Genomic DNA, 25,659 nt, shown 5'->3' with positions numbered 1-25,659 from the left:
GTCGTCCCACGGGCCGCCGCGCCGCCAAGCGCACGGCTTCTAGCGTCGTCCCGGGTCGGGGTTCACCGCCGGGTGCGGCTTTCGTCTCGCCTGATGTGTTGGAGCATCGGGCGGGCTGAGGGCCGGCCCACGGCCTCGCCGGATGACGGGCCGGTGGGGGTCCCGGTGGCGCGGCCCGGGGAAAACGGGGCGGGCGGGGCACCCGTGGGTGCCCCGCCCGCCATCGCGTCGCAGATCAGCAGATCAGTGGTGGCCGCCGGACGCCTCGAGTCGCTTGATGGAGGCCTCTACCTCGGCCTCGGCCTCGGCGCGGCCCACCCAGTCGGCCCCCTCGACCGACTTGCCCGGCTCCAGGTCCTTGTAGACCTCGAAGAAGTGCTGGATCTCCAGGCGGTCGAACTCCGAAACGTGGTGAATGTCACGCAGGTGCTCCACCCGGGGGTCGGAGGCCGGGACACAGAGCAGCTTGTCGTCGCCGCCCGCCTCGTCCGTCATCCTGAACATGCCGATGGCGCGGCACTTGATCAGGCAGCCGGGGAACGTCGGCTCGTCGAGAATGACCAGGGCGTCCAGCGGGTCACCGTCCTCGCCGAGGGTGTTCTCGACGAAGCCGTAGTCCGCGGGGTAGCTGGTCGAAGTGAAGAGTCGACGGTCAAGACGGATGCGGCCCGTCTCGTGGTCCACCTCGTACTTGTTCCGCGAACCCTTCGGGATCTCGATGGTGACGTCGAACTCCACGGGTGGCTCCTCCATGATCAACACATACGTCTGGTGATTAAGTGTCCCCCACGCAGGTGTGTGGTGGCGAAAGGGGCTGGTCTGTCGTGCCTGAAGCCAGATCGTGGCAGGTCAGGGAGTGGCTGAGCTGCGGGCGGAGCCGTGTGCGGAGCCAGTGGCGGCAGGCCACACGGGCGCAGCGGCAGACCTGGCAGCTGGTGGCGGTCTCCGCGGTGGTCGGCCTCGCGGTCGCGGCCGGAGCGGTGCTCGTGGCCGGGCCGTGGGACTCGGGTCAGCGTACGGCCGAACGCGCCCGCGCCGCCGGGAGAACGGCGACAGGTGGCGAGCGTCACGGCGGCTCGCGGAAGCCCGCGCCCGGCGCCGCGCCCGTACTGGCCGCCCTCGGCGCGGCGGCCGCCCCGCGGTCGCCGGACAGCGGTGAGGACGCGGTGCCGCCGCCCACCGGGCCGGGGCTCGCCGACACGCTGGAACCGCTGCTGGACGACCCGGCGTTGGGAAATGAGCGCTCGGTGTCCGTGATGGACGTGACGACCGGTCAGCAGGTGTTCGGGGCCAAGGCGGGCACGGCCGCGACCCCCGCGTCGACCGTCAAGCTCGCGACCGGCGCCGCCGCGCTCTCCGCCCTCGGCCCGGACTACCGGATCAAGACGACGGTGGTGCGGGGGACGGGCGAGAAGGACATCGTGCTGGTCGGCGGCGGCGACCCGACCCTCACCGCCCGCGCCGTCAAGGGCTCCGACCACCCGGCCGCGCTGCGCCAACTGGCCGACGACACCGCCCGTGCGCTCAAGAATCGCGGCACCGACACGGTCCGGCTCGGCTATGACACCTCGCTCTACTCGGGACCCGAGCTGCACCCGATCGGCCCCAACGAGAACATCTCGCCCGTCACCCCCCTGATGGCCGACGAGGGCCGGCTGGACAACAGCGACCACGGCCCGGCGCCGCGCGCCGAGGACCCGGCCGCCGATACGGCCCGTACGTTCGCGTCGATGCTGCGCGACCGCGGTGTGGACGTATCGGGCGAACCGCGGTCACGGGAGGCGGGGAAGCACCCCCGGGCGGTGGCCGCCGTCCGATCCCAGCCGCTGTCCGCGCTCGTCGAGCGGATGCTGACGACCAGCGACAACGACATCGCCGAGGCCCTGGCCCGGCAGACCGCCATCGCCGCCGCCGAGCCCGCGAGCTTCGACGGCGCGGCGAAGGCCGTGACCGCCCGGCTGCGGGGGCTCCGGCTGCCGCTGGACGGCGCGCGGATCGCGGACGGCAGCGGGCTGGACCGCGACGACCACGTGTCGGCCGCGCTGCTCTCCCAGGTGCTGGTGCGGGCCGCCGACCGCGGCCACCCCGAGCTGCGGCCGATCCTCACCGGGCTGCCGGTGGCCGGTTTCACCGGCACCCTGCGCACCCGCTACGCGCAGGACGGGGTCGGCCGGGGCGTGGTCCGCGCGAAGACCGGCACCCTCACCGGGATCAACACCCTCGCGGGCACCGTCGTGGACGCGGACGGCCGACTGCTGGTCTTCGCCTTCATGACCAACGGCACCACGGACGCCCTCGGCGCCCAACGCGCCCTGGACACGATGGCCTCGGCCCTCGCCAACTGCGGCTGCCGGTGACGGAGCACCAGGCGCCCGGGTGTGCGGTGACCTCGTCCGCTCCCGCATGACGCGCGGGCCACGTACCGTGAAGCCATGACGAGCATCGGTGGTGTGGAGATGGTCGACTGGAATCTCGCGGTCGCGACCGCGACACGGCTGGTGCGCCCGGGGCCCGACGTCAGCCGCGACGAGGCCCGGGCCGTCGTCGCGGAGCTGCGCCGGCACGCCAAGTCGTCCGAGGAGCACGTCCGCGCGTTCACCCATATGGCCGTCTCCGGCGGCCCGGCGTCCGACACTCCCGTCCTCGTCGTGGACCGCGCGGGCTGGATCAAGGCGAATGTCGCGGGCTTCCGCCAGATCCTCAAGCCGCTGCTCGGCAAGATGCAGGACCGGCGCGGCGGACTGCCCGGCGGGGCCGTGCTCGGCGCGGTCGGCGGCAAGGTGACCGGCGTCGAGCTGGGGATGCTGCTGTCGTTCCTCGCCTCCCGGGTGCTCGGCCAGTACGAGACCTTCGCGCCCGCGACGCGTGAGCTGCCCGCCGGCGCCCCGGGCGGCGGCAGGCTGCTGCTGGTGGCGCCGAACATCGTCCATGTGGAGCGCGAGCTCGATGTGGCCCCGCACGACTTCCGGCTGTGGGTGTCGCTGCACGAGGAGACGCACCGCACCCAGTTCACGGCCGTGCCATGGCTGCGCGACCACATCGAGTCGGAGATCCAGGCGTTCCTGGGCGAGACCGATGTGGATCCGGCGACCCTGCTGGAGCGGGTGCGCGAGGCCTTCCAGTCGCTGAGCGGCCACCGCCCGGAGGGCGAGGAGGCGGGGGAGCGCGGCGCGCCCAGCATCATCGAGCTCGTCCAGACCCCGGCCCAGCGCGAGATCCTGGCCCGGCTGACCGCCGTGATGTCGCTGCTGGAGGGGCATGCTGACTATGTGATGGACGGGGTCGGCCCCGAGGTCGTGCCGTCCGTCGCGGAGATCCGCGAGAAGTTCCAGAAGCGGCGGGCGAGCGGCGCCGGCCGGCTCGACCAGGCGCTGCGCAAGCTGCTGGGGCTCGACGCCAAGCTGCGGCAGTACCGTGACGGTGAGCGGTTCGTACGGGCCGTGGTGAACGAGGTCGGCATGGACGGCTTCAACCGGGTGTGGACCTCGCCGAACACCCTTCCGACCAAGTCGGAGATCAGCAAACCCACGGAGTGGGTCGCGCGGGTGCACCGTAAGGCGGAGTCGTAGAACCGGCTCACTCGGAGTCGGACGAACGCCCCCCTTAATCACTCGTCCGAGGGACCGTTAGCGACGGGTAGGCGTGCGATGCTCGGGGAACAGCTCGCTTCTGTCACCATCGACATACTCAGCGTGACGACATCTCGTACGCCCCCGAGGTACACCCCCCTCGCATGACAGATGGGAAACGGACATGGGTCCCCATCCAGCGGTCGCCGCGATACGCCTGGCGGTCCGCCGCGTCCTCCACGACGTCCTCGTCGCCTACTCGGCCTCGCCCCGCTCCCGCCCGGCCTCCGCCCCCCGCGGCTCCGTCCCGCGGGGCGGAAAGCTCCGGGGCGACGAGCCGCTCGTGCTCGCCGCCTGCTCGGGCGGCGCCGACTCCATGGCGCTCGCCTCCGCGCTCGCCTTCGAAGCCCCCCGGCTCGGGCTGCGCGCCGGCGGTGTCACCGTCGACCACGGTCTGCAGCAGGGATCCGACGCGCGCGCCTCCGAGGTCGCCGACCGCATGCGCGACCTGGGGCTGGAGCCCGTCGAGTCCATCGCCGTGTCCGTCGGCCGCGACGGCGGTCCAGAGGCCGCCGCCCGCGACGCCCGCTACGCCGCCCTCGACTCCGCCGCCGAGCGCCATGGCGCCGCCGCCGTCCTGCTCGGCCACACCCGTGACGACCAGGCGGAGACGGTTCTGCTGGGGCTCGCCCGAGGCTCCGGCACCCGCTCGCTGTCCGGCATGGCCGGGGTCTCCGGGGCCGGCGGCCGCTACCGCCGCCCCTTCCTGCAGCTCGACCGGCACACGGTCCGCAAGGCGTGTCTGGCCCAGTCGCTGCCCGTCTGGGAGGATCCGCACAACGCGGACCCGTCCTACACCCGCTCCCGCGTCCGCCACGAGGCGCTGCCGGTTCTGGAGAAGGCGCTCGGCAAGGGCGTGGTCGAGGCGCTCGCCCGCACCGCCCAGCTCTCCCGCGACGACGCGGACGCCCTCGACGCCTGGGCCGCCCGCGCCGAGGCGGATGTGATGACCACCGCACGGGCGGCGACCGGAGGCACCGAGGCCGTCCAGCTGGACACCGTCGGACTGCACGGGCTGCCCACCGCCGTCCGCCGCCGGGTGCTGCGCCGTGCCGCCATCGCCGCGGGCGCGCCCGCCGGTTCGCTCTTCGCCCGCCACATCGAAGAGGTGGACCGGCTGATCACCGGCTGGCGGGGTCAGCGGGCCATCAACCTCCCCGGTCGGGTCGAGGTCCGCCGAGAGGGTGGCAGACTGGTCATTCGGCAGGGCTGATCCGCCTGGGCCGATGAGCGGGATTGTCGAGCGAGAGTGGCGCGGGTGGACGACAAGGACATGGGCACCGACCTCAAGTCGGTCCTTATCACCGAGGAAGAGATCAAGGCGAAGCTGGCCGAGCTGGCCGCTGAGATCGACGCGGAGTACGCGGGCAAGGATCTGCTGATCATCGGAGTCCTCAAGGGCGCGGTGATGGTGATGGCGGACCTGGCGCGCGCGCTGTCCACCCCCGTCACCATGGACTGGATGGCCGTGTCGTCGTACGGCGCGGGCACCCAGTCCTCGGGCGTGGTGCGTATCCTCAAGGATCTGGACACCGACATCAAGGGCAAGCACGTCCTCATCGTCGAGGACATCATCGACTCCGGTCTGACACTGTCCTGGCTGCTGTCGAACCTGGGCTCGCGCGAGCCCGCCTCACTGAACGTGTGCACACTGTTGCGCAAGCCGGAGGCGGCCAAGGTCGCCATCGACGTGAAGTGGGTCGGCTTCGACATCCCGAACGAGTTCGTCGTCGGCTATGGCCTGGACTACGCGGAGAAGTACCGCAACCTGCCCTTTGTCGGCACCCTCGCACCGCACGTCTACGGCGGCTGAGGCATACCGCGGCCCCCTGGGCCCCGCGGGGGGAACCCGACAGGGTTTCCCGCCGTTGGAGCAGGGGAAGGCGGTTTTGTTAACAGTCCACGGCGGCGTCGGGTGACAATGCTGGGGTACCGTCCGAAGGTCAGTCTTTTTCGAGACTGAGGATTACACAGCTCATACACCGCAAATACACCGCACGCACAGGCGGCCCCTCCAGGGCTGCCGTGCCTCACTGTGGCAGGAGGGACGGGGCGCTTTCGCCCCGTATGGATGGACGTGAAGCGCTACTTCCGTGGGCCGGTCATGTGGATCGTGCTGGCCGTCCTCGCCGTGGTCGTGTTGATGCAGGTCGTCGGCTCGTCCGGCGGCTACAAGTCGGTGGACACCAGCCAGGTCGTCAAGGCGATCAATAGGAACCAGGTCCAGTCCGCCGAACTGACGACCGGCGACGAGCACAAGATCAAGATCAAGCTCAAGGACAATGTCGCCAAGGTCTCGGGCAGCGACAAGCTCCAGGCCACCTACATCGGTGACCAGGGCGTCGACCTCGCCCGGACCTTGCAGGCCAATGCCCAGAAGGACAACGGGATCCCCGACGGGTACAACGTCTCGACGTCGAAGCAGAACCCGTTCGTCGGGATTCTGCTCTCGCTGCTCCCGTTCGTGCTGATCGTCGTGGTCTTCCTGTTCCTGATGAACCAGATGCAGGGCGGCGGCTCCCGGGTGATGAACTTCGGGAAGTCGAAGGCCAAGCTGATCACCAAGGACACGCCGAAGACGACCTTCACCGATGTGGCGGGGGCGGACGAGGCGGTCGAGGAGCTCCAGGAGATCAAGGAGTTCCTGCAGGAGCCGGCGAAGTTCCAGGCCGTCGGCGCCAAGATCCCCAAGGGTGTGCTGCTCTACGGCCCGCCCGGTACGGGTAAGACGCTGCTCGCGCGCGCCGTCGCAGGCGAGGCGGGTGTCCCGTTCTACTCGATCTCCGGCTCCGACTTCGTCGAGATGTTCGTCGGTGTGGGTGCCTCCCGGGTCCGCGACCTGTTCGAGCAGGCCAAGGCCAACGCCCCGGCCATCGTCTTCGTCGACGAGATCGACGCCGTCGGCCGGCACCGCGGCGCGGGCATGGGCGGCGGCCATGACGAGCGCGAGCAGACGCTGAACCAGCTGCTCGTCGAGATGGACGGCTTCGACGTGAAGGGCGGCGTCATCCTGATCGCCGCCACCAACCGGCCCGACATCCTGGACCCGGCGCTGCTGCGCCCGGGCCGCTTCGACCGGCAGATCGCCGTCGACCGCCCGGACATGCAGGGCCGTCTGGAGATCCTCAAGGTCCACCAGAAGGGCAAGCCGGTCGCGCCGGACGTCGACCTGTCGGCCGTCGCCCGCCGTACCCCCGGCTTCACCGGTGCCGATCTGTCGAACGTGCTGAACGAGGCCGCCCTGCTGACGGCCCGCAGCAACGCGAAGCTGATCGACAACCACTTCCTGGACGAGGCGATCGACCGTGTCGTGGCCGGCCCGCAGAAGCGGACCCGGATCATGAGCGACAAGGAGAAGAAGATCACCGCGTACCACGAGGGCGGTCACGCCCTGGTCGCGGCGGCTTCTCCGAACAGCGACCCGGTGCACAAGGTCACAATCCTCTCCCGCGGCCGGGCCCTGGGCTACACCATGGTCCTGCCGGACGAGGACAAGTACTCGACCACGCGCAACGAGATGCTGGACCAGCTCGCCTACATGATGGGCGGCCGGGCGGCCGAGGAGCTCGTCTTCCACGACCCGACCACGGGTGCGTCCAACGACATCGAGAAGGCGACCGCCACGGCCCGCGCGATGGTCACGCAGTACGGCATGACCGAGCGGCTCGGTGCGATCAAGTTCGGCTCCGACAACGCCGAGCCCTTCCTGGGCCGTGAGATGGCTCACCAGCGCGACTACTCCGAAGAGGTCGCCGCGCTGGTCGACGAGGAGGTCAAGAAGCTCATCGAGACCGCGCACAACGAGGCGTGGGAGATCCTCGTCGAGAACCGCGACGTCCTGGACAACCTGGTCCTGGCGCTGCTGGAGAAGGAGACGCTCAACAAGGAGCAGATCGCCGAGATCTTCGCCCCGATCGTCAAGCGCCCGGCCCGCCCGGCGTGGACCGGCTCCTCGCGGCGTACGCCCTCGACCCGCCCGCCGGTGCTCTCCCCCAAGGAGCTGGCCCCGGCGAACGGCTCCCAGCCCACCTCGGCGGCTTCGCTCGCGAAGACCCCCGCCCCGGAGGACGGCGTGGAGCGGCCCGAGGAATCGGGCTCCGGCTCCGAGAGCTGACCGAGGTCACCGGGGGCGGATACGCCCCGGGTGGCCCCGGAATGAATGCCGCGTCCCCCAGGTTCTAGCCTGGGGGACGCGGCATTCCGCATTTGTGTGTGTACATGAGGAACGAGGCAGCTCCATGACCGACCCGGTGACTCTGGACGGTGAGGGCACCATTGGCGTGTTCGACGAGAAGCGCGCGGAGAACGCGATCCGCGAGCTGCTGATCGCCGTCGGCGAGGACCCGGACCGGGAGGGGCTGCGGGAGACGCCGGGGCGGGTGGCCCGTGCGTACAAGGAGATCTTCTCGGGGCTGTGGCAGCAGCCGGAAGACGTCCTGACCACCACGTTCGACCTGGGCCATGACGAGATGGTGCTGGTGAAGGACATCGAGGTGATGTCCTCCTGCGAGCACCATCTGGTGCCCTTCGTGGGCGTCGCCCACGTCGGCTACATCCCGTCCAATGACGGCAAGATCACTGGGCTGTCCAAGCTGGCCCGGCTGGTGGACGTCTTCGCCCGCCGCCCCCAGGTCCAGGAGCGGCTGACCACGCAGATAGCCGACTCCCTGATGCGGATACTGGAGCCGCGCGGGGTGATCGTCGTGGTCGAGTGCGAGCACATGTGCATGACGATGCGGGGCGTCCGTAAGCCCGGGGCCAAGACCCTCACCTCGGCCGTGCGCGGCCAGCTGCGGGATCCCGCCACCCGGGCCGAGGCGATGAGCCTCATCATGGCCCGCTGAGGCGGCGCCGAGCCCGCTGGGGCCGCGCCGAGGGCTCCTCAGGCGCGGGCCGCCGCGCTGGGCCCGTTCCCGTTCTTGTCGTCGTCCTCCGGGAGCTTGCAGACGCGCTCCAGGAAGAACGCGGCCGCGATCACGCCCGCGCCCGCCAGGACGGACGCCGCCGCGTAGATCGCCTGGTCACGGCGGATCGGCACATCCAGCTGCTCCATCGCCAGGAAGGCGCCCACTCCGCCGTACATCCCCGAGATCAGGGCCGCGACCAGTGCGCTCGCCTGTCCGAAGACCACCGCGCGGGCGGCCACCAGCGGGTCCACGCCCTTCGCGCCGGGCCTGCGCTCGCGCTGGGCGCGCAGCCGCGCCCGCAGTGAGAGCGCGGTCGCGGTCAGCACGACCGCGATCAGGGCCAGCACGATGGGCGCCGCCACCGGCACGCCCGGCAGCGACCCCACCGTGTCCCACAGCCGGGCCCCCGCCCACGACACCACACCGGCCACGGCGAACAGCCCGACCAGCACCCCGATCCGAAGTTGCTTCACCGAGCGGTCGCCCCTCAATTCGTACGTGCCAACGTCCCCGGAACCTACCGGGATCAACGTCTATTCGGGCAGTCGCAGTTCCAGGTCCGTCCGCACCTCTACGCCGTCCCGGCCCACCTCGGCCAGCAGCGCCGAGATCGCCCCGCGCCCCGGGAACTCGGCCTGCGGGTCCACGTCGAACCACGGCACCAGGACGAACGCGCGCTCATGGGCGCGCGGATGCGGCAGGGTCAGCTCCGGGTCGTCGGAGACCACGTCCTGATACGCGACGATATCCACGTCGATGGTGCGCGGGCCGAAGCGCTCGTCCCGCACCCGCTCGAACGCCTCTTCGATGGCGTGGCCGCGCTCCAGCAGCGAGGAGGGCGGCAGCGTGGTCTTGATCAGCACCACCGCGTTGAAGTACGTCGGCTGGCTGCCGGGCTCCACGCCCCACGGCTCCGTCTCGTACACCGGCGATACGGCCTTGACCCGCAGGCCCGGGGTGTCCCCCAGCGCGTCGATCGCGCCCTGCAGGATCTCCAGGCGGTTGCCCAGATTGCTGCCGAGCGAGATCACCGCCCGTTTGGGGTTGCTCAAGGTCACATCGGCGGCGTCCACCCGCTCCACCACGGAGGTGGGAACGGGCTGCACGGTCGGGTCGCTGCTGCTCATGCTCGGCTCCGGGTGATGGTGATGGTCACGTCGTCAAAGGGCACGGTGATCGGGGCCTGCGGCTTGTGCACCACCACCTCGACTTCCCGCACCACGTCGTGCTGGAGGCACCGGTCCGCGATCCGCTCGGCGAGCGTCTCGATCAGATCGACCGGCTCCCCCCGCACCACGTCCACGACCTCCTCCGCCACCACTCCGTAGTGGACGGTACGGGTGAGGTCGTCGGCGGCCGCGGCGGGCCGAGTGTCCAGGCCGAGCACGAGGTCCACGACGAAGTCCTGGCCCTCCTCGCGCTCATGGGGGAACACCCCGTGGTGCCCGCGAGCCTTCAGGCCGCGCAGCGCGACACGATCCACCTGAATCACTCCTGCTGGTCGTCGGTACGCGGGCACGTCCCGACGTGTCCGGAACGCACCACCGTCCCCTGCCTGCTGCGGGGGTACCTCCCTCGAATCTACCTGCGAGCCTCGGCGGCACTCGCCCACGGGGGCGCGGCGCTCCTGCCACGGCCCCGCGCCACAGTCCTCTACCCGCACTTCGCGAGGCTCGAACGGGGTCCGTCAGTCCGGCATCAGCCGGTCGTCGTCGTCCGGTCCCGTGGGGCCGTCCGGCCCGTCGTCACTCTCCGCGAGCACCGGGGAGCCGTGGTGTGACCACACCTTCCAGCCGTCGTCCGTGCGACGGAACACATTCGTGGCCACGACCAGCTGCCCCACCAGCGGGCCGAGCTGGCCCTCCTCCTCCGCCGGGGCGCCGCTGAGGATGTTCTCGGTGCAGGTCACCAGGGCGGTGTCGGCCATCACCGACACCTCGACGTCCGTCAGGAAGAACTGGATGTAGTCCGTATTCGCCATGATCAGCGCGTATGAGCGGAGCACCTCGCCCCGGCCGCGCAGCACCGGCCAGCCGGGGTGCACACAGGACACCTCGGTATCGCGTGAGTCCAGCCACAGCCGCTCCAGCGCCCCGTGGTCGCCCTGCTCCATGGCCTCGTACAGCGCGGTGTTCACCAGTGCCACCCGCTCGCTGTCCGTAAGGGAAGTCACAGTGCTCCCACCGGGTTCCCGGCGGCTTCGATGGCCCGTGCCACCCGCACCGCGTCCGCGCTCGCCCGCACCTCGTGCACCCGCACCGCCCATGCGCCCTCGCGCGCCGCGATGGCGGTGACCGCCGCCGTCGCGGCGTCCCGCTCCCGGGCGGGCGGCGGGCTGCCGCCGTCCCCGGCCAGCACCCGCCCCAGGAACCGCTTGCGGGATGCCGCCACCAGCAGCGGCCGGCCCAGCTCCCGCAGCGCGGAAAGATGGGCGAGCAGCGTCAGGTCGTGCCCGGCGTCCTTGGCGAAGCCGAGGCCCGGGTCGATCACCATCCGCTCCGGGTCGATACCGCCCGCGACCGCCCGCTCCACGCCGGTGCGCAGCTCGGCGACGACCTCGCCGACGACGTCCTCGTACACCGCCCGGTTGTTCATGTCGATCGACTGGCCGCGCCAGTGCATCACCACGAAGGGCACCCCGGCCGCGGCCACCACCGGCACCATCGCGGGGTCGGCGCAGCCGCCGCTCACATCGTTGACCAGCCGGGCGCCGGCCTCCACGGCCCGCTCGGCGACCGAGGCCCGCATGGTGTCCACGCTCACCTGTGCTCCGGCCGCGACCAGCTCCCGTACGACCGGGACCACGCGGCGCAGCTCCTCGGCCTCGTCGACGCGCGCGGCGCCCGGCCGGGTCGACTCGCCTCCGACGTCCACCAGGTCGGCCCCGGCCGCGACCAGGTCGAGCCCGTGCTTGACGGCCAATTCGGTGTCGAACCACTGGCCGCCGTCGGAGAAGGAGTCGGGCGTGACGTTCACCACGCCCATGACCGCACACCGGTCCCATTCCGGCAGTCCGGCCACCCGGCCCCGCTCACGCAACGTCCTCATGCCCCCAGCCTAGGCGTACCCGGGCCGACGACGGGGGACGCGGGGGGCGGGCTCAGGCGGCCTGCTCGAGCTCGCGGCGCCGGGCGGTGTGCTGATGGGCACAGGGCTTGGGCTCGTGGCGCCGCCCGCGGCGCAGCAGCCGGGGCAGGGCCAGCGAGACGAAGCCCTCGGCCTGCATCGCCGCCAGGCCGATGCGCGGCAGATCGCGGGTGTTGCGGAAGACCACGAAACGCGGCTCCCAGCGCGGCTGGAACTTCGCGTTGAACTTGTACAGCGACTCGATCTGGAACCAGCGGGAGAGGAAGACCAGCAGCGCCCGCCAGCCGCGCAGCACCGGTCCCGCGCCCAGCTTCTCGCCGCGCGCCAGCGCCGAGCGGAACATCGCGAAGTTCAGCGACACCCGCTCCACGCCGAGGGTCGGGGCGGCCTGCAGCGAGGCGACGATCAGCAGCTCGTTCATGCCCGGGTCGGCGCCGCGGTCGCGCCGCATGAGGTCCAGCGACATGCCGTCCGCGCCCCACGGCACGAAGTGCAGTACGGCCTTGAGGTCCCCGTACGGGCCCTCGTCGGCGCCGTCCTCGGCGGCCTTGTGGGCGGTGGCGATGACCGAGTCCCCGTCCGCCGGGTCGCCGATCCGGCCGAGCGCCATGGAGAAGCCGCGCTCGGTGTCGGTGCCCCGCCAGTCGGCGGCGGCGCGGCGGATGGTCTCCAGCTCCTCCGGCTCCAGATCGGCGGCGCGCCGCACCCGGGTCTCGTAGCCGGCCCGTTCGATGCGCTTGACCATCTGGCGCACATTGCGCATGGCGCGCCCCGAGAGGGTGAAGTCCGCGACGTCGACGATCGCCTCGTCGCCCAGCTCCAGCGCGTCCAGGCCGGTCTCCCGGGTCCACACCTCACCGCCGGTCTCGCTGCACCCCATCACCGCGGGGGTCCAGGAGTGCGCCCGCGCCTCGTCCATGAAGCACGCGATGGCGCCCGGCCAGGCCTCGACGTCGCCGACCGGGTCACCGCTGGCGAGCATCACCCCGGAGACCACGCGGTAGCAGACGGCGGCCTTGCCGCTGGGGGAGAAGACGACGCCCTTGTCGCGGCGGAGCGCGAAGTGGCCGAGTGAGTCGCGGCGTCCGTGGGCGGCGAGCAGGGCGCGCAGCCGCTCCTCGTCCGCAGGGGTGAGCCGGGCGGCGGGGTGCTCGGGGCGGAAGGCGAGATAGGCGGTGGTCGCGACGGTCAGCAGGCCGAGCGCGCCGAGCGAGTAGCCGACGGTGTAGTCCGCGCCCTCGCGGTAGCCGACCGGGCCCTCGAAGCCGAAGAGCCCCCACAGCACATGCTCCAGCTGCTCGCTGAGCGACGGGTTTCCTTCGATGGTGTCCGGATGCGAACGGACGATGAGCAGTCCGAGACCGACGCTGACCCCGCCCATGATGACGAGGTTGGCCAGCGCCCACCAGCGGCTGCGCGGGTCCGGCAGCGCCGCGAACTCGTCGCGGTAGCGCAGCAACACCGCCATGAGCACGAGCGAGAGGGCCATCCCGACGATCGAGTGACGGTAGAGCAGCTGTGCGGCCGCGCCGACGGGCAGCAGCCCCACCGCCGCCACCCAGGCCCGCCGCTTACGCCGCTTCAGACCGTGGGCCAGCATGAGCAGAAGCAAACCCACGACGATCGACGCGGCGGCGGCCAGCGAGCTCACCGCGCCCGGCAGCAGCTCCGCGAGCGCGTGCACCCTGCTGTAGCGCAGCCGGGGGAAGACGATGTCCAGCAGCCCGATCAGCGTGCAGGCGGTGCCGACCGCGGTGGGCACCGCCTCCGGCCTCGGCCCGCGCAGCAGGCGCCGTATCCGGCTGGGAACCCCTCCGGACTTTTCGGCATCTTGACTGTCAGACATTTGCATTCCCGTCGCTTCGGTCAAGAGGATCTTTGGTTCTCTGACGCAGCATCTGCACGATTTGCGCCCATCAAGACGGCGTTTGAGGGGGCGGGGTTCCATCCGCGGCACGGGGGAGCCGGCCGCCCGGCAGAAAGATAGTGATGGGTCTCACGAGCAACAACATCGTCATCGTGGCTGTCGTCGCGGCGGTGCTGGTGTTCGCAGCCACGATATGGCTGTGGCCGCGGCTGGCCGGGCGCGGGGTGACCCTCGTTCTCGGCCGGGTCGGCATGCTACTGGCAACCCAGCTCACCGTGTTCGCTGCGTTCGGATTGTTCGCCAATCAGTCGTTCGGCTTCTACGGCTCGTGGTCCGACCTGTTCGGTACCGAGAACGAGCCGGGCGTGGTGGTGGACCACGACACCCCCGGTACCCGGGTGCGGGTCACCGACACCCGCCATATGACCATGGATGGGGGCTCCGCGCCCAGGGTCGCCGGGCGAATCGAGAAGGTGAACATTCAGGGACCGGTCTCGGGGATCGCCAGCCCGGCGTACATCTATCTGCCGCCGGAGTACTTCCAGCCCGAGTACGCCAAGCGGGCCTTCCCGGCCGCGCTGGTGCTGACCGGCTATCCGGGCACCACCGAAGCCCTGATCAATGGCCTGAAATACCCTCAGAACTCGCATAAGTTGGTCAAAGAGGCGAAGATGCAGCCGATCATCCTCGTGATGATGCGGCCGACGGTCGCGCCGCCGCGCGACACCGAGTGCATGGACGTCCCCGGAGGGCCGCGGACCGAGACGTTCTTCACCAAGGACCTGCCGAAGGCCGTGTCCGAGCACTACCGGGTGGGGAAGCAGGCCCGTAACTGGGGCGTCATCGGCAATTCCACCGGCGGCTACTGTGCCTTGAAGATGGCGATGCGCCACCCCGACGCCTTCTCGGTGGCCGTCGGCCTCTCGCCCTCGTACAAGGCCCCGGCCGACGCGACCACGGGCGACCTCTTCGGCGGCAGCACGCGGCTGGAACGTGAGAACGATCTGATGTGGCGCCTGGACCACAAGCCGGCCCCGCCGGTGTCGCTGCTGGTGTCCAGCAGCGAGCACGGCGAGAAGAACTACCGGGACACGGTGCGGTTCGTGAACAAGGTGAAGCGACTGAACCGGCGGGGGGAGCCGACCAGGATCTCGTCGATGATCCTGGGCACGGGCGGCCACAACTTCAACACCTGGAAGCGGGAGGTCCCGGGGGCGCTGGAGTGGCTGGGCAGCCGCCTGAGCGACCGCTGACCCGCTCGGCCGTATCGCTACGCGTCGGCGACCGTCTGGAGTTCGACGTCTCCCCGCGCGATACCGCCCGCGTCCGCGTCGATCGACTTCCGCAGCGCCTCATGGAGGCGGGCCGGGGTGAGGACGCCGAGGAAGCGGTCGCCGTCGAGGACCGCGATCCAGCCCGCGTCGTGCTGCAGCATCGTGGAGAACGCCTGCTTGAGCGGCGCCCCGACCGGCAGCCACGCCTCCATCCGCCGTGCGTGGTCCCGTACGGTCCCGGTGGAGCCGTCGGCCGCTTCCGCCGGGATCCAGCCGTGCAGTCGCTCCGCGTCGTCCAGGACGACGGCCCAGCGCGCCCCGTCCGACGACAGCCGGGCGGCCGCCTTGGGGAGCGGGTCGTCGAGGTGGACGACCGGCGGCTGTTCGAGATCGCCGGGCTCGATGGGGGTGATGGACAGCCGCTTCAGCCCCCGGTCCGCGCCGACGAAGTCGGCGACGTACGGCGTGGCGGGGGCGCCCAGCACCGAGGCCGGGGTGTCGAACTGTTCGATCCGGCCCGAGCCGTAGACCGCGATGCGGTCACCGAGCCGGACCGCCTCCTCGATGTCATGCGTCACAAAGAGCACTGTTTTACGCACCTGCGACTGAAGCCGCAGGAATTCGGTCTGCAGATGTTCCCGTACGACCGGGTCGACGGCGCCGAACGGCTCGTCCATCAGCAGCACTGGCGGATCCGCCGCCAACGCGCGGGCCACGCCGACCCGCTGGCGCTGGCCGCCGGAGAGCTGATCCGGGTAGCGGTCGCCGTAGACGGTCGGGTCGAGCCCCACGAGGTCGAGCAGCGCGGCGGCGCGCTCGCGCCCCTTCTTCCGCTGCCAGCCCAGCAGATGCGGCACGGTGGCGGTGTTCTCCAGCACGGTTTTGTGCGGGAAGAGACCGACCTGCTGAATGACATAGCCGATACGGCGGCGCAGCTTGACCGGGTCCGCCCGGGCGATGTCCTGGCCCTCCACCAGAATCCGGCCGGAGGTCGGTTCGATGAGCCGGTTCACCATTTTCATGGTGGTCGTCTTGCCGCAGCCCGAGGGCCCGACGAGCGTGACCAGCTCACCCTCCGCCACCTCGAAGGACAGGCCGTCCACGGCCGTCGTGCCATCGGCGTAGCGCTTGGTGACATCCTCGAAACGGATCATGGCTCCCCATTGTTGCCGCATTCGTGGCAGACATTGTTGCTGTTGTGTGGCGATCGGACGAGATTGTCATCGTCCGGGGTTAGGGTCACCCAGGAATTGCGACGACCGGATGGCCCGCGGCCCGACGGGGGAGGTGAGCGTGTGGCGGACCGGAACTGCCTGATCAGTAACGAGTGGATATGCGGCGAGTATGTGCGCACCCGCGGCCAGGAGCTGACAGACGCAACGCTTCAGCATGTGGGGATCACACTCGCTTCGGTCGCGATCGGCCTGGTGGTCGCCTTCCCGCTCGCGCTGCTGGCCCGCAGATGGCGGGCGGTGGCGGGGCCGGTGCTGGGGCTGACCACGATCCTCTACACGGTGCCGTCGCTGGCGATGTTCTCGCTGCTGCTGCCCGTCTTCGGGGTGTCGATGGCGGTGGTGATCACCGGACTGGTGCTCTACTCGCTGACGATCCTGGTGCGCAACATCATGGCCGGACTCGCCTCGGTGCCCGAGGAGGCGCGGGAGGCGGCGCGGGGCATGGGATACGGGCCGCTGCGGCTGCTCTTCGGCGTCGAGCTGCCCCTCGCGCTGCCCGCGCTGATGGCCGGTCTGCGGATCACCACCGTCTCCACGGTCTCGCTCACCACGGTCGGCGCGATCATCGGCTACGGCGGTCTCGGCAATCTCATCTACGAGGGCATGCGCAGCTTCTTCAAGGCGGAGGTGCTCACCGCTTCGGTGCTGTGCGTGGCGCTGGCGGTGGTGGCGGATCTGCTGCTGCTCGGGGTCCAGCGGCTGCTGACGCCGTGGGCGCGCAAGAGGAGGAAGACCGTCTGATGGGCGTCCTCGGCAAGGCGTGGACCTGGCTGGCCACCGGATCGCACTGGTCGGGCACCGACGGGGTGTGGCACCGGCTCGGCCAGCATCTGTTTCTGACGTTCGTCTGCCTGGTGATCTCCTGCGCGGTGGCGCTGCCGATCGCCGTGCTGCTCGGCCATATCGGCAAGGGCGGCGCCATCGCGATCAACATCTCCAACGCGGGGCGCGCCGTGCCCACGTTCGCCGTGCTGGTGCTGTTGCTGCTCAGCCCGCTGGGGACGCATGGCCAGTGGCCGACGATCATCGCGCTGGTGCTGTTCGCCGTCCCGCCGGTGCTCACCAACGCGTATGTGGGGGTCAGCGAGGCGGACCGGGAGGTCGTCGAGGCGGCCCGCGGGATGGGGATGACGGGCGGCCAGCTGATCCGCAGGGTTGAGCTGCCGCTCGCCTTTCCACTGATCATGACGGGCGTACGGACCGCCGCGGTGCAGGTCGTGGCCACCGCGACGCTCGCGGCGCTGCCCGGCGGCGGCGGTCTCGGCCGGATCATCACGGCGGGCTTCCGGATCACCGACACCCCTCAGGTGGTGGCCGGGGCGGTGCTGGTCGCGGCCCTCGCGCTGCTGGTGGAAGGCGTGTTCGTCGTCCTCGGGCTGGTGCTCGACCCGATGCGGCGCAGGACGGGACGGCCGTCGGCCGCGGCCCGCCGCCCGCCCGCCGACCAGGCGCCGAAGTCACCGGCGCTGACGACGTAGAAGCTGCGGATATCGCGGATACCGGGGATCACCGCGGACAACACCCCGCGGACAACACCCGCGGACAACTATGGATGGGGAACCCATGAGCAAGATCTATCGGGTGGCGGGAGCCGCGGCGGGTGTCGCGGCGCTGGCGATCGGTCTGACCGCCTGTGGCGGCGACAGCCTGGAGAAGTCCGGCGGCGGCGACAGCTCCGGCAAACCCGGCAATGGCTCGCTGGTGATCGGGTCCGCCTCCTTCGCCGAGTCGAAGATCCTCGCGGAGCTGTACGCGGGACTCCTGAAGGACGCGGGCTATTCCACCTCCATCAAGACGGTCGACACCCGTGAGCTGTACGAACCGGCCCTGGAGAAGGGCCAGATGGATGTCGTACCGGAGTACGCGGCGACGCTCGCCGAATTCCTCAACCAGAAGAAGAACGGGCCGAATGCCTCCCCCGTGGCCTCGTCGGACGTCGACGACACGGTGAAGGCGCTGAAGAAGCTTGCCGAACCGCGCGGGCTGAAGGTGCTGGACCCCGGCAAGGCCGTGGACCAGAACGCCTTCGCGGTGAGCCGGAAGTTCGCCGGCAAGCATGACCTCACGACGCTCTCCGACCTCGGAAAGTCACAGCAGAAGGTCACGCTGGCGGCGGGCGACGAATGCCCCAAGCGGCCCTTCTGCCGGCCGGGTCTGGAGAAGCGGTACGGCATCGACGTCGCCGGTATCGACCCGCTGGACATCGGCAGCGTCCAGGCCAAGCAGGCGGTCAAGGACGGCAAGGACCAGATGGTCCTGACCACGACGACGGACGCGACCCTCGATCAGTTCGGGCTGGTGCTGCTCGCCGACGACAAAAATCTACAGAATGCCGACAACGTACTTCCCGTGGTGAATGCGAAGTCCGCCGGCTCGCAGAAGATCGCCGACACGCTGAACAAGCTCAACGCCGTGTTGACGACGGCCGATCTCACCAAACTCAACAAGAAAGTTGACGCGGAGCGACTCAAGCCCGCCGATGTGGCCGCCGACTACCTGAAGGACAAGGGGCTGGTGAAGTAGGATCGAAGCCGCAGGCGGGAGGGCATAGCCCGGGATCGCGGCCGCATTTGCCAACGGATTGACAACAGATCTGGCCTGGCGGGCACCCAAGCGACCCCTTTGCACGGTAAGTTTCGGGCCATGCCACGTGGACGCCACCGCCAATCCCCACCCCTGCACAGGCTCCTTCCCCCTGCGTCGGTCGCAGCCGCGTCAATAACCTGCGCCGCCGGTGCCTGGCTGGTCGGCGATACGGTCGTGATTCGCGGGCTCGCCGCGACCGCGGCCGCCGCCGCGGTCGTCGGCGCCGTCCTGATGCGCCGTTGGGACCGGGCGGCGGGCCGCCGGGTCGCGGAGGCCGCGAGCGAGACCGCACGCCAGGAGCTGAAGTACGAGGAGCGGATTGCGGAGCTCGAGGCGGACGCCGAGAAGGCGGCCGAGCTCCGCACCGCGCTCAACACCCGGCTGCGCGCCAAGCGGGCCGAGCTCGCCCGGCTCCGTAACGAGCACGCCGAACTGCTGCGCCGCTACGCCACGGCCGAGACCGAGCGGGCCAGCGCGCTGGAGGGCCGTCGTCGGCTCGCGCTGGAGGCCGCGGCCCCGGCGAAGGAGCTGGAGGCGACCGCCGGGACCGCCGAGGGCACCGAGGCGGGCGATTCGTCCGAACCGGGCGAGCCCGCCGGCCCGGCCGGCACCGCGCCCATCACCGTCGCGTACGCCAAGGCCGACGAGGCGCTGCGCAGGCTCAAGGAGAGCGCGCGGCGGCAGCAGAAGCGGCGGGAGCGGCCCGCCGAGCCGGAAGCAGTAGCCCAGAAGAAGGACGCGGACCGGGGCGACCGGAGTGAGAACCGGGACAAGGACGGTGCCGCCGCGCTGGGGAAGCGCCCGGCGGCCGACGAGCGTGACGGCCCCCAGGAGCCGCGCAACCACGCCCGTACGGCCGCCTCGGCGGTGGTGCCGTATGCCGCGGCACGCCGGGCCGCCTCTCGTTCCGAGAGCGGCTTCGACTACTTCGGCACCCAGAAGAAGCACCCGAAGAAGCAGAAGCGGGAGCCTGAGCCCGCCGAGGAGGACCTCGCCGATGTGATCGGCGCGGAGACGCTCGCCGAGGCCGGCAAGGGCGCCGTGGGCGAGGTCATCGACCTGACCGCGCACGACGAGACCGAGCAGATCGACATCGCGGGGCTGCGCAGCGCGATCTCGTAGCCGCGCCGCTTCCGCGGCGCGCTGTGCTGTGCTGGTTATTTCTCGTCGGTTATTTGTCGATGTCGCCGACGACGAAGAAGAGCGATCCCAGGATCGCCACCATGTCGGCGACGAGCGTGCCCGGCAGGAGCTCCGTGAGCGCCTGAATGTTGTTGTACGAGGCCGAGCGGAGCTTCAGCCGGTACGGCGTCTTCTCGCCCTTCGAGACGAGGTAGTAGCCGTTGAGGCCCAGCGGGTTCTCGGTCCAGGCGTAGGTGTGGCCCTCGGGCGCCTTGAGCACCTTCGGCAGCCGCTGGTTGATCGGCCCCGGCGGGAGCTCGGCGAGCCGGTCCAGACAGGCGTCCGCCAGCTCCAGGGAGTTGTGCGTCTGCTCCAGCAGGCATTCGAAGCGGGCCAGACAGTCGCCCTCCTCGCGCACGACGACCTCAAGGGTGTCCTGAAGCTCTCCGTACGCCAGATACGGCTCGTCGCGCCGCAGATCGAAGTCGACCCCCGAGGCGCGCGCGATGGGGCCGCTGACCCCGTACGCGTGCACCGTCTCCCGAGTGAGTACGCCGATCCCGCGGGTGCGGCCCCGGAAGATCTCATTGCCGAGCACCAGCCGGTCGTACACGTCCATCCGCGACCGCACCTCGGCCACCGCCTGCCGCGCCCGGCCGAGCCAGCCCGCCGGGAGGTCCTCCTTGAGGCCGCCGACCCGGTTGAACATGTAGTGCATCCGGCCGCCGGAGATCTCCTCCATGACGTGCTGGAGATCCTCGCGCTCCCGGAAGGCGTGGAAGATCGGCGTGATGCCGCCGAGCTCCAGGGGGTAGGAGCCGAGGAACATCAGATGGTTGAGGACCCGGTTCAGCTCGGCGAGCAGCGTACGCGTCCATACGGCGCGCTCCGGGACCTCCATCCCCAGCATCCGCTCGACGGCCAGGACGACGCCCAGCTCGTTGGAGAAGGCGGAGAGCCAGTCGTGGCGGTTGGCCAGCATGATGATCTGGCGGTAGTCGCGCGCCTCGAAGAGCTTCTCGGCGCCGCGGTGCATATAGCCGATCACCGGCTCGGCGTGCTGGATGCGCTCGCCGTCGAGGACGAGCCGCAACCGGAGCACTCCGTGGGTGGAGGGGTGCTGTGGGCCGATGTTGAGCACCATGTCGGTGCTCTCCGCGGCGCCGCCGATGCCGACTGTCGTCTCCGTCATGGGTCCAGTCTGTCAGCTCCCCCACGACCACCTGCCGGGGCTCCGCCCTGAAGCCGGGTGGGGCTCCGCCCCGGCCCCGTCGTGCGGCGCGTGAGGGCTCGCCGGAAGGCATCCGGAGCCCGGGGGCGAAGCCTCCGATCGGGCTCTGCGGGGCCGCAGTCCGCACGCGGCGGAGCCGGCCGCGTATCGGCCGGACCGGGAAGGGCGGGAAGGGAGGGGCGGCGGGGGACGGAGCCCGCTACGGGCGCTACAGGCGGCGCAGGCCCTCGCACGCGGCCCCCACCGGCTGGAGGAGCCAGGTGAAGGCGCCCAGGCCCGTGGGGTCCGTCAGCTCGGCCGCCTCGCCCGCCGCGCTCAGCGCCCGTACGTAGCCGGCCGGGTCGCTGGAGGCCAGGGCGAGCGGGGGGCGGCGGGCGTCGAGGCCGAGCGCGCGCAGGGCGTCGCGCTGGGTCAGCAGGGCCGGGGCGGCGTCCACGGGGCCGGCCGCGGCGCACGCGTCCATCGCCACATGCGCCGTCAGATCGCACGAGCCGTCCGGTACGGGCCGCACCTCGCGCCCGTCGCGGAAGCCGGTCAGTGTGCCGAAGGGCGGCCGGGTGGCGCGCTCGTGGGCGTAGTCGACGGCCACCGCCAGCCCCGCCCGCAGGGAGCGCACGGCGTGCGCCCACGCCGTGTCGCGCGAGTGGCCGATCTCGGCCCGCAGCCCCGGTTCGGCGCCCGCCAGGGGCCACCAGCGGGCCAGCCAGTCGGCGTCCTCGCCGGTCACCTCGGCGCCGAGCCGCTCGGTGCCGTCCCCCGCCGCGATGTCGACCTGGACCTGGCGCGGGACGCCGTCCGCGTCGGTCTCGGCGACGTCCACAGGGACGTTGTCCAGCCACTCATTGGCGAACAGCAGCCCGGTCAGCCCACTCGGCGGGGTGTCGAGCCAGTCGATCCGGCCGTCCAGACCCGTCGGCCGCGGTGCCCGCTCCACCGCGTACGGGCGCAGCCGCGCGCCCAGCCCGTGCGGAAGGCCGGGCGCCAGGCCGAGCACCCCGGTGAGCAGCTCGCCGCGGCCCGCGCCCATGTCCACGAGCGCCAGCTCCGCCGGGCGTCCCAGCGCCTCGTCGACCCGGCCCAGCAGCTCCGCGACCGCCCGTGCGTACAGCGGCGAGGCATGGACCGACGTGCGGAAATGCCCGGCCGGCCCGCCCGTGCCGCCCGGACCTTCCGTACGCCGGAAGAAACCGTCCGTACCGTAAAGCGCCCGTTCGGCGGCCATGCGCCACCCGCACCACTCCTGCTTCTCATTCGCCACATGGCCACGCTAAGCGGAGCGGCATCCACCTTGGGGAGTAGGGCGGGGCGATACGGATCGCCCCTCGGGCTGACCCATGCGGGTATCCGCCATGCCTACGCTGGGTGACGTGCAGCGCCTCTACGACCTCCTCCGCAGGCACCCGACAGGGGTGGACACCTTCTGGGCCGTCCTCCTCTTCGGTTTCGGGATGCTGTGGGTCGTACGGGCACCCATGGGCAGCGCGTCGCGGATCGCCGCCGTGCCGATCATCCTGGCGCTGGCCACGACGATCGCGCTGCGCCGCCGCGCCCCCGAGAAGATGCTGGCGCTGGCCACCGTGTGCGGCATCGCCCAGCTCGTGCTGAACGTCAAGGCGAACCCCACCGACTTCGCGATGCTGGTGGTCGTCTATACGGCGGCCGCCACCGCCTCCCGCCCGGCCTCGCGGTTCGCGCTCGCCGCCGCGCTGAGCGCGACCGCCATATCGAGCCTGCGCTGGCCCAATGAGCACCAGACGCAGTGGCAGGCCGTCGTCTCGGCGATCTTTGTCACCATCCCCTTCGTCCTGGCCTGGGTGCTCGGCGACTCCATCCGCACCCGCCGCGCCTACTATGCCCAGCTGGAGGAGCGTGCCGCCCGGCTGGAGAAGGAGCGCGAGGCGCAGGCGAAGGTGGCGGTGGCCGCCGAGCGGGCCCGGATCGCCCGCGAGCTGCACGATGTCGTCGCCCATAATGTGTCGGTGATGGTGGTCCAGGCGGACGGCGCCGCGTATGTCATGGACGCCTCGCCCGAGCAGGCCCGGCAGGCGCTGGAGACGATCTCGGGCACGGGCCGCCAGGCGCTCGCCGAGATGCGGCGGCTGCTGGGCGTGCTGCGCACGGGGGAGCCGGGCGAGGAGAGCGACTATGTCCCGCAGCCGGACGTCGAGCAGATCGACGACCTGGTGGAGCAGGTGCGCGGCGCCGGGCTGCCGGTGGACTTCAAGGTCGTGGGCAGCCCGCGCCAGCTGCCCAGCGGGGTCGAGCTGACCGCGTACCGCATCGTGCAGGAGGCCCTCACCAACACCCGTAAGCACGGCGGCCCGGACGTCGGCGTGAGCGTCCGCCTCACCTACTTCGACGACGGGCTCGGCCTGCTGGTCGAGGACGACGGGCGGGGTGCGCAGCGTGAGATGTACGAGGACGGCGGCGCCGACGGCAAGGGGCACGGGCTGATCGGGATGCGGGAGCGCGTCGGCATGGTGGGGGGCACGCTCGACGCGGGGCCGCGGCCGGGCGGCGGCTTCCGGATCAGCGCGCTGCTGCCGTTGAAGCCGGCCGGTTGAGCCGTCGGCACACCATGGCCCGTCGTCACGCACAGGTGCCGAAGGCCCGAGGGAAGGGACCCGACCGGATGTCGATCCGCGTCATGCTCGTCGATGACCAAGTACTGCTGCGCACCGGTTTCCGGATGGTGCTCGCGGCCCAGCCCGATATGGACGTCGTGGCCGAGGCGGGCGACGGCGTGGAGGCGCTGGAGGTACTGCGCTCCACACAGGTGGATGTCGTCCTTATGGACGTCCGGATGCCGAAGCTGGACGGAGTAGAGGCGACTCGGCGCATCTGTGAGCGGGAGGGGGCGCCGAAGGTCATCATCCTGACCACCTTCGATCTCGACGAGTACGCCTTCTCCGCGCTCAAGGCCGGGGCCGGCGGCTTCATGCTCAAGGACGTGCCGCCGGGCGAGCTGCTCGCGGCGATCCGCGCGGTGCACAGCGGTGACGCCGTCGTCGCGCCCAGCACGACGCGCCGGCTGCTGGACCGCTTCGCGCCGATGCTGCCGGGCGGGAGCGGAGGCAGGGGCGGCGGCCGGCCCGAACTGGAGCGGCTCACCGAGCGCGAGCGCGAGGTCATGCTGCTGGTCGCGCAGGGCCTGTCGAACGGCGAGATAGCGGCGCGGCTGGTGCTCTCCGAGGCGACCGTGAAGACCCATGTGGGCCGCATCCTCACCAAGCTGGAGCTGCGCGACCGGGTGCAGGTGGTGGTGATGGCCTACGAGACGGGGCTGGTCAGGGCCGGGGGCTCACCCCGCTGAGGCGTCCTTCATCCACGAGGGGCGACGGCGCGCAGATCGGAGCGGGCGGAGCGCCACAGGAAGCCGCCTCGTGGAGCCGGTCCGCGTCCGGGCCGTGTCCGAGGAGCGCCCGGCCCGGCGCCGGGGTGTCCTGCGGACCGTACGGGGGTGGCTGGCCGGTGCGTACGGCCGCTCAGCCGTCCCCGGCCGTGATCTCCCGGACCCGCACAAGGAAGGCGTCGACCGCGGCTGTGACATCGTCGGCCGTCCAGTCCAGTGCGGGTGAGGCGACCGTCACCTCCGTCATGGCCAGACCCGGCGGCCCCGGTTCCTGCCAGCGCCGGAACAGCGTCGTCCGCGTCTCCTCCGCCAGCCGCACCCCCGCCTCGTCCAGCGCCGCCGCCGGATACGGCAGCCACACCTGGAACTGGTGGGTGTGCGGCACCTCCGGATGCACCCGGAACCACCCCACCCCCGCGGCCGTGAACGCCGCGCGCAGCGCCTCCGCCACGATCGGCGCGTGCGCCACGTACGACGGCAGCCTCGGCAGCTCGCGCTCCAGGCCAGCCAGCGCGGCGAGCGCCGCCGGCCACTGCTGGAACAGCTGCCCGCCGTACCGGTGCCGCCACGCCTTCGCCTCCGCCACCAGGGTCTCGGGCCCGGCCAGCGCGGCCCCCGAGATGCCGTCGAGCGACTTGTAGAACGACACGTACACGGAGTCCGCGAGGGCCGCGATCTCCGGCAGCCCGCGGCCGAAGTGCAGTGTGCACTCCCACAGCCGGGCCCCGTCGACGTGCACCACCGCCTCCCGCTCGCGCGCGGCTTCCACGACCGCCACGAGCTCGTCCCACGCGGGCAGCACGAAGCCCGCGTCGCGCAGCGGCAGTTCGAGGGCGAGCGTGCCGAAGGGCTCGTCGAGGTCGCGGATCTCCTCGGCGGTGGGCAGCCGCGGCTCGCTCGTCGGGCGCACCGCGCGCAGCCCGCTCACCGTCAGATACGCGTCCCGCTCATGCACCTCCAGATGCGCGAGCGGATGGACCGCCACCACCGGGTTCCCGGTGCGCCCCGCCCAGCAGCGCAGCGCGATCTGCTGGGCCATGGTGCCGGTGGGGAAGAAGGCCGCGGCCTCCATGCCGAGCTCCTCGGCGACCCGCCGCTCCAGCTCCTCGACGACGCCGTCCCCGTAGAAGTCCACCCAGCCGTCCGGGTCGTACGCGGAGGCGGCGGCCGTGAGCCCGGCCAGCCGTTCGCCGATCCGCGTCTCCACCGATCCGCGCGCGAGCGTCCGCTTCGAGCCGTGCCATGCCGCGAGCCTGCGGGACCGCGGGTCCTGCTCCGTATCGTCCGCCATGGCCCGATCATGTCGTACGCGCGTACGTCGGACCACAGAGTTATCCACAGGGTTGGGGGCGCGACCGGGGCCCCCTCG

24 protein-coding genes are annotated in these 25,659 nt (G+C 71.2%); 13 read left to right on the top strand and 11 right to left on the bottom strand.

Features of this window, described 5'->3' with window-relative positions; translation table 11 throughout:
* Nucleotides 1-243: 243 nt before the first annotated feature.
* Nucleotides 244-738: an inorganic diphosphatase gene (locus ABZS71_RS24990; protein ID WP_355842129.1), complete on the bottom strand. Its 495-nt coding sequence runs from the start codon at nucleotides 736-738 to the stop codon at nucleotides 244-246.
* Between the two features lie 86 nt (nucleotides 739-824).
* Between ABZS71_RS24990 and dacB the strand changes: the two genes are divergently transcribed.
* The 6 genes from dacB (at nucleotide 825) to folE (ending at nucleotide 8,473) form a co-directional block, all read left to right on the top strand.
* Complete coding sequence (dacB, locus tag ABZS71_RS24985) at nucleotides 825-2,357, top strand: D-alanyl-D-alanine carboxypeptidase/D-alanyl-D-alanine-endopeptidase (RefSeq protein ID WP_356213727.1); 1,533 nt, start codon at nucleotides 825-827, stop codon at nucleotides 2,355-2,357.
* A gap of 75 nt (nucleotides 2,358-2,432) precedes the next feature.
* Entirely contained in the window at nucleotides 2,433-3,569 is a 1,137-nt protein-coding gene (locus tag ABZS71_RS24980; RefSeq protein ID WP_355841787.1) for a zinc-dependent metalloprotease, read from the top strand.
* 184 nt (nucleotides 3,570-3,753) lie between these two features.
* A complete protein-coding gene (tilS, locus tag ABZS71_RS24975; RefSeq protein WP_356213725.1) occupies nucleotides 3,754-4,842 on the top strand; it encodes a tRNA lysidine(34) synthetase TilS in 1,089 nt (362 codons plus the stop codon).
* A gap of 60 nt (nucleotides 4,843-4,902) precedes the next feature.
* On the top strand, nucleotides 4,903-5,442 hold the full coding sequence (gene hpt / locus ABZS71_RS24970) for a hypoxanthine phosphoribosyltransferase (RefSeq protein WP_355842132.1): 540 nt from the start codon (nucleotides 4,903-4,905) through the stop codon (nucleotides 5,440-5,442).
* 258 nt (nucleotides 5,443-5,700) lie between these two features.
* Nucleotides 5,701-7,743: an ATP-dependent zinc metalloprotease FtsH gene (gene ftsH / locus ABZS71_RS24965; protein ID WP_356213723.1), complete on the top strand. Its 2,043-nt coding sequence runs from the start codon at nucleotides 5,701-5,703 to the stop codon at nucleotides 7,741-7,743.
* Nucleotides 7,744-7,867: 124 nt separating this feature from the next.
* Entirely contained in the window at nucleotides 7,868-8,473 is a 606-nt protein-coding gene (gene folE, locus ABZS71_RS24960) for a GTP cyclohydrolase I FolE (RefSeq protein WP_355841796.1), read from the top strand.
* 38 nt (nucleotides 8,474-8,511) lie between these two features.
* Here folE and ABZS71_RS24955 read toward each other — a convergent pair whose 3' ends face one another.
* From ABZS71_RS24955 to ABZS71_RS24930, 6 genes are all read right to left on the bottom strand, one after another.
* Nucleotides 8,512-9,009: a DUF3180 domain-containing protein gene (locus ABZS71_RS24955; RefSeq protein ID WP_355841799.1), complete on the bottom strand. Its 498-nt coding sequence runs from the start codon at nucleotides 9,007-9,009 to the stop codon at nucleotides 8,512-8,514.
* Between the two features lie 60 nt (nucleotides 9,010-9,069).
* Nucleotides 9,070-9,663 (bottom strand): 2-amino-4-hydroxy-6-hydroxymethyldihydropteridine diphosphokinase, encoded by a 594-nt coding sequence (gene folK, locus ABZS71_RS24950; RefSeq protein WP_355841802.1) that lies wholly within the window; start codon nucleotides 9,661-9,663, stop codon nucleotides 9,070-9,072.
* Nucleotides 9,660-10,019, bottom strand: coding sequence for a dihydroneopterin aldolase (folB, locus tag ABZS71_RS24945; RefSeq protein ID WP_356213721.1), 360 nt, complete (start codon nucleotides 10,017-10,019; stop codon nucleotides 9,660-9,662). The genes folK and folB overlap by 4 nt, the downstream gene beginning before the upstream one ends.
* A gap of 204 nt (nucleotides 10,020-10,223) precedes the next feature.
* Nucleotides 10,224-10,709, bottom strand: a complete 486-nt coding sequence (locus ABZS71_RS24940) for a nuclear transport factor 2 family protein (RefSeq protein ID WP_355841808.1) — start codon at nucleotides 10,707-10,709, stop codon at nucleotides 10,224-10,226.
* On the bottom strand, nucleotides 10,706-11,584 hold the full coding sequence (gene folP / locus ABZS71_RS24935) for a dihydropteroate synthase (protein WP_356213719.1): 879 nt from the start codon (nucleotides 11,582-11,584) through the stop codon (nucleotides 10,706-10,708). The genes ABZS71_RS24940 and folP overlap by 4 nt, the downstream gene beginning before the upstream one ends.
* A gap of 52 nt (nucleotides 11,585-11,636) precedes the next feature.
* Nucleotides 11,637-13,469, bottom strand: a complete 1,833-nt coding sequence (locus ABZS71_RS24930) for a phosphatidylglycerol lysyltransferase domain-containing protein (RefSeq protein ID WP_356213717.1) — start codon at nucleotides 13,467-13,469, stop codon at nucleotides 11,637-11,639.
* 143 nt (nucleotides 13,470-13,612) lie between these two features.
* Here ABZS71_RS24930 and ABZS71_RS24925 point away from each other — a divergent pair, with 143 nt between their 5' ends.
* Nucleotides 13,613-14,743: an alpha/beta hydrolase-fold protein gene (locus tag ABZS71_RS24925; RefSeq protein WP_356213715.1), complete on the top strand. Its 1,131-nt coding sequence runs from the start codon at nucleotides 13,613-13,615 to the stop codon at nucleotides 14,741-14,743.
* Nucleotides 14,744-14,760: 17 nt separating this feature from the next.
* Here ABZS71_RS24925 and ABZS71_RS24920 read toward each other — a convergent pair whose 3' ends face one another.
* Nucleotides 14,761-15,918: a betaine/proline/choline family ABC transporter ATP-binding protein gene (locus tag ABZS71_RS24920; RefSeq protein ID WP_356213713.1), complete on the bottom strand. Its 1,158-nt coding sequence runs from the start codon at nucleotides 15,916-15,918 to the stop codon at nucleotides 14,761-14,763.
* Between the two features lie 141 nt (nucleotides 15,919-16,059).
* On the opposite strand from ABZS71_RS24920, the gene ABZS71_RS24915 reads away from it, so the two are divergent.
* From ABZS71_RS24915 to ABZS71_RS24900, 4 genes are all read left to right on the top strand, one after another.
* The gene (locus ABZS71_RS24915) at nucleotides 16,060-16,740 is read left to right on the top strand and encodes an ABC transporter permease (RefSeq protein WP_355841824.1); all 681 of its coding nucleotides are present in this window, start codon (nucleotides 16,060-16,062) and stop codon (nucleotides 16,738-16,740) included.
* Complete coding sequence (locus tag ABZS71_RS24910; RefSeq protein ID WP_356213767.1) at nucleotides 16,740-17,477, top strand: ABC transporter permease subunit; 738 nt, start codon at nucleotides 16,740-16,742, stop codon at nucleotides 17,475-17,477. The genes ABZS71_RS24915 and ABZS71_RS24910 overlap by 1 nt, the downstream gene beginning before the upstream one ends.
* An 85-nt stretch (nucleotides 17,478-17,562) precedes the next feature.
* Nucleotides 17,563-18,522: an ABC transporter substrate-binding protein gene (locus ABZS71_RS24905; protein WP_356213711.1), complete on the top strand. Its 960-nt coding sequence runs from the start codon at nucleotides 17,563-17,565 to the stop codon at nucleotides 18,520-18,522.
* Between the two features lie 120 nt (nucleotides 18,523-18,642).
* Nucleotides 18,643-19,707, top strand: a complete 1,065-nt coding sequence (locus tag ABZS71_RS24900) for a hypothetical protein (RefSeq protein ID WP_356213709.1) — start codon at nucleotides 18,643-18,645, stop codon at nucleotides 19,705-19,707.
* A 49-nt stretch (nucleotides 19,708-19,756) separates the two neighbouring features.
* On the opposite strand, the gene ABZS71_RS24895 is transcribed toward ABZS71_RS24900, so the two are convergent.
* The gene (locus ABZS71_RS24895) at nucleotides 19,757-20,899 is read right to left on the bottom strand and encodes an NADH-quinone oxidoreductase subunit D (RefSeq protein ID WP_355841833.1); all 1,143 of its coding nucleotides are present in this window, start codon (nucleotides 20,897-20,899) and stop codon (nucleotides 19,757-19,759) included.
* A 247-nt stretch (nucleotides 20,900-21,146) separates the two neighbouring features.
* Nucleotides 21,147-22,196 carry an SAM-dependent methyltransferase gene (locus ABZS71_RS24890; RefSeq protein WP_356213707.1) on the bottom strand — a complete coding sequence of 350 codons (1,050 nt, stop codon included), beginning with the start codon at nucleotides 22,194-22,196 and terminating at the stop codon, nucleotides 21,147-21,149.
* Between the two features lie 109 nt (nucleotides 22,197-22,305).
* Between ABZS71_RS24890 and ABZS71_RS24885 the strand changes: the two genes are divergently transcribed.
* Both ABZS71_RS24885 and ABZS71_RS24880 read left to right on the top strand, forming a co-directional pair.
* Nucleotides 22,306-23,502 (top strand): sensor histidine kinase, encoded by a 1,197-nt coding sequence (locus tag ABZS71_RS24885; RefSeq protein ID WP_356213706.1) that lies wholly within the window; start codon nucleotides 22,306-22,308, stop codon nucleotides 23,500-23,502.
* Between the two features lie 68 nt (nucleotides 23,503-23,570).
* Complete coding sequence (locus tag ABZS71_RS24880) at nucleotides 23,571-24,251, top strand: response regulator transcription factor (protein WP_356213705.1); 681 nt, start codon at nucleotides 23,571-23,573, stop codon at nucleotides 24,249-24,251.
* Nucleotides 24,252-24,423: 172 nt separating this feature from the next.
* Here ABZS71_RS24880 and ABZS71_RS24875 read toward each other — a convergent pair whose 3' ends face one another.
* Entirely contained in the window at nucleotides 24,424-25,581 is a 1,158-nt protein-coding gene (locus tag ABZS71_RS24875; protein ID WP_356213703.1) for a beta-eliminating lyase-related protein, read from the bottom strand.
* Between the last annotated feature and the right edge of the window lie 78 nt (nucleotides 25,582-25,659).

The organism is Streptomyces sp. NPDC005393 (assembly GCF_040606675.1).
GTDB lineage: Bacteria > Actinomycetota > Actinomycetes > Streptomycetales > Streptomycetaceae > Streptomyces.
This window is presented reverse-complemented; position numbering and strand designations above follow the sequence as displayed.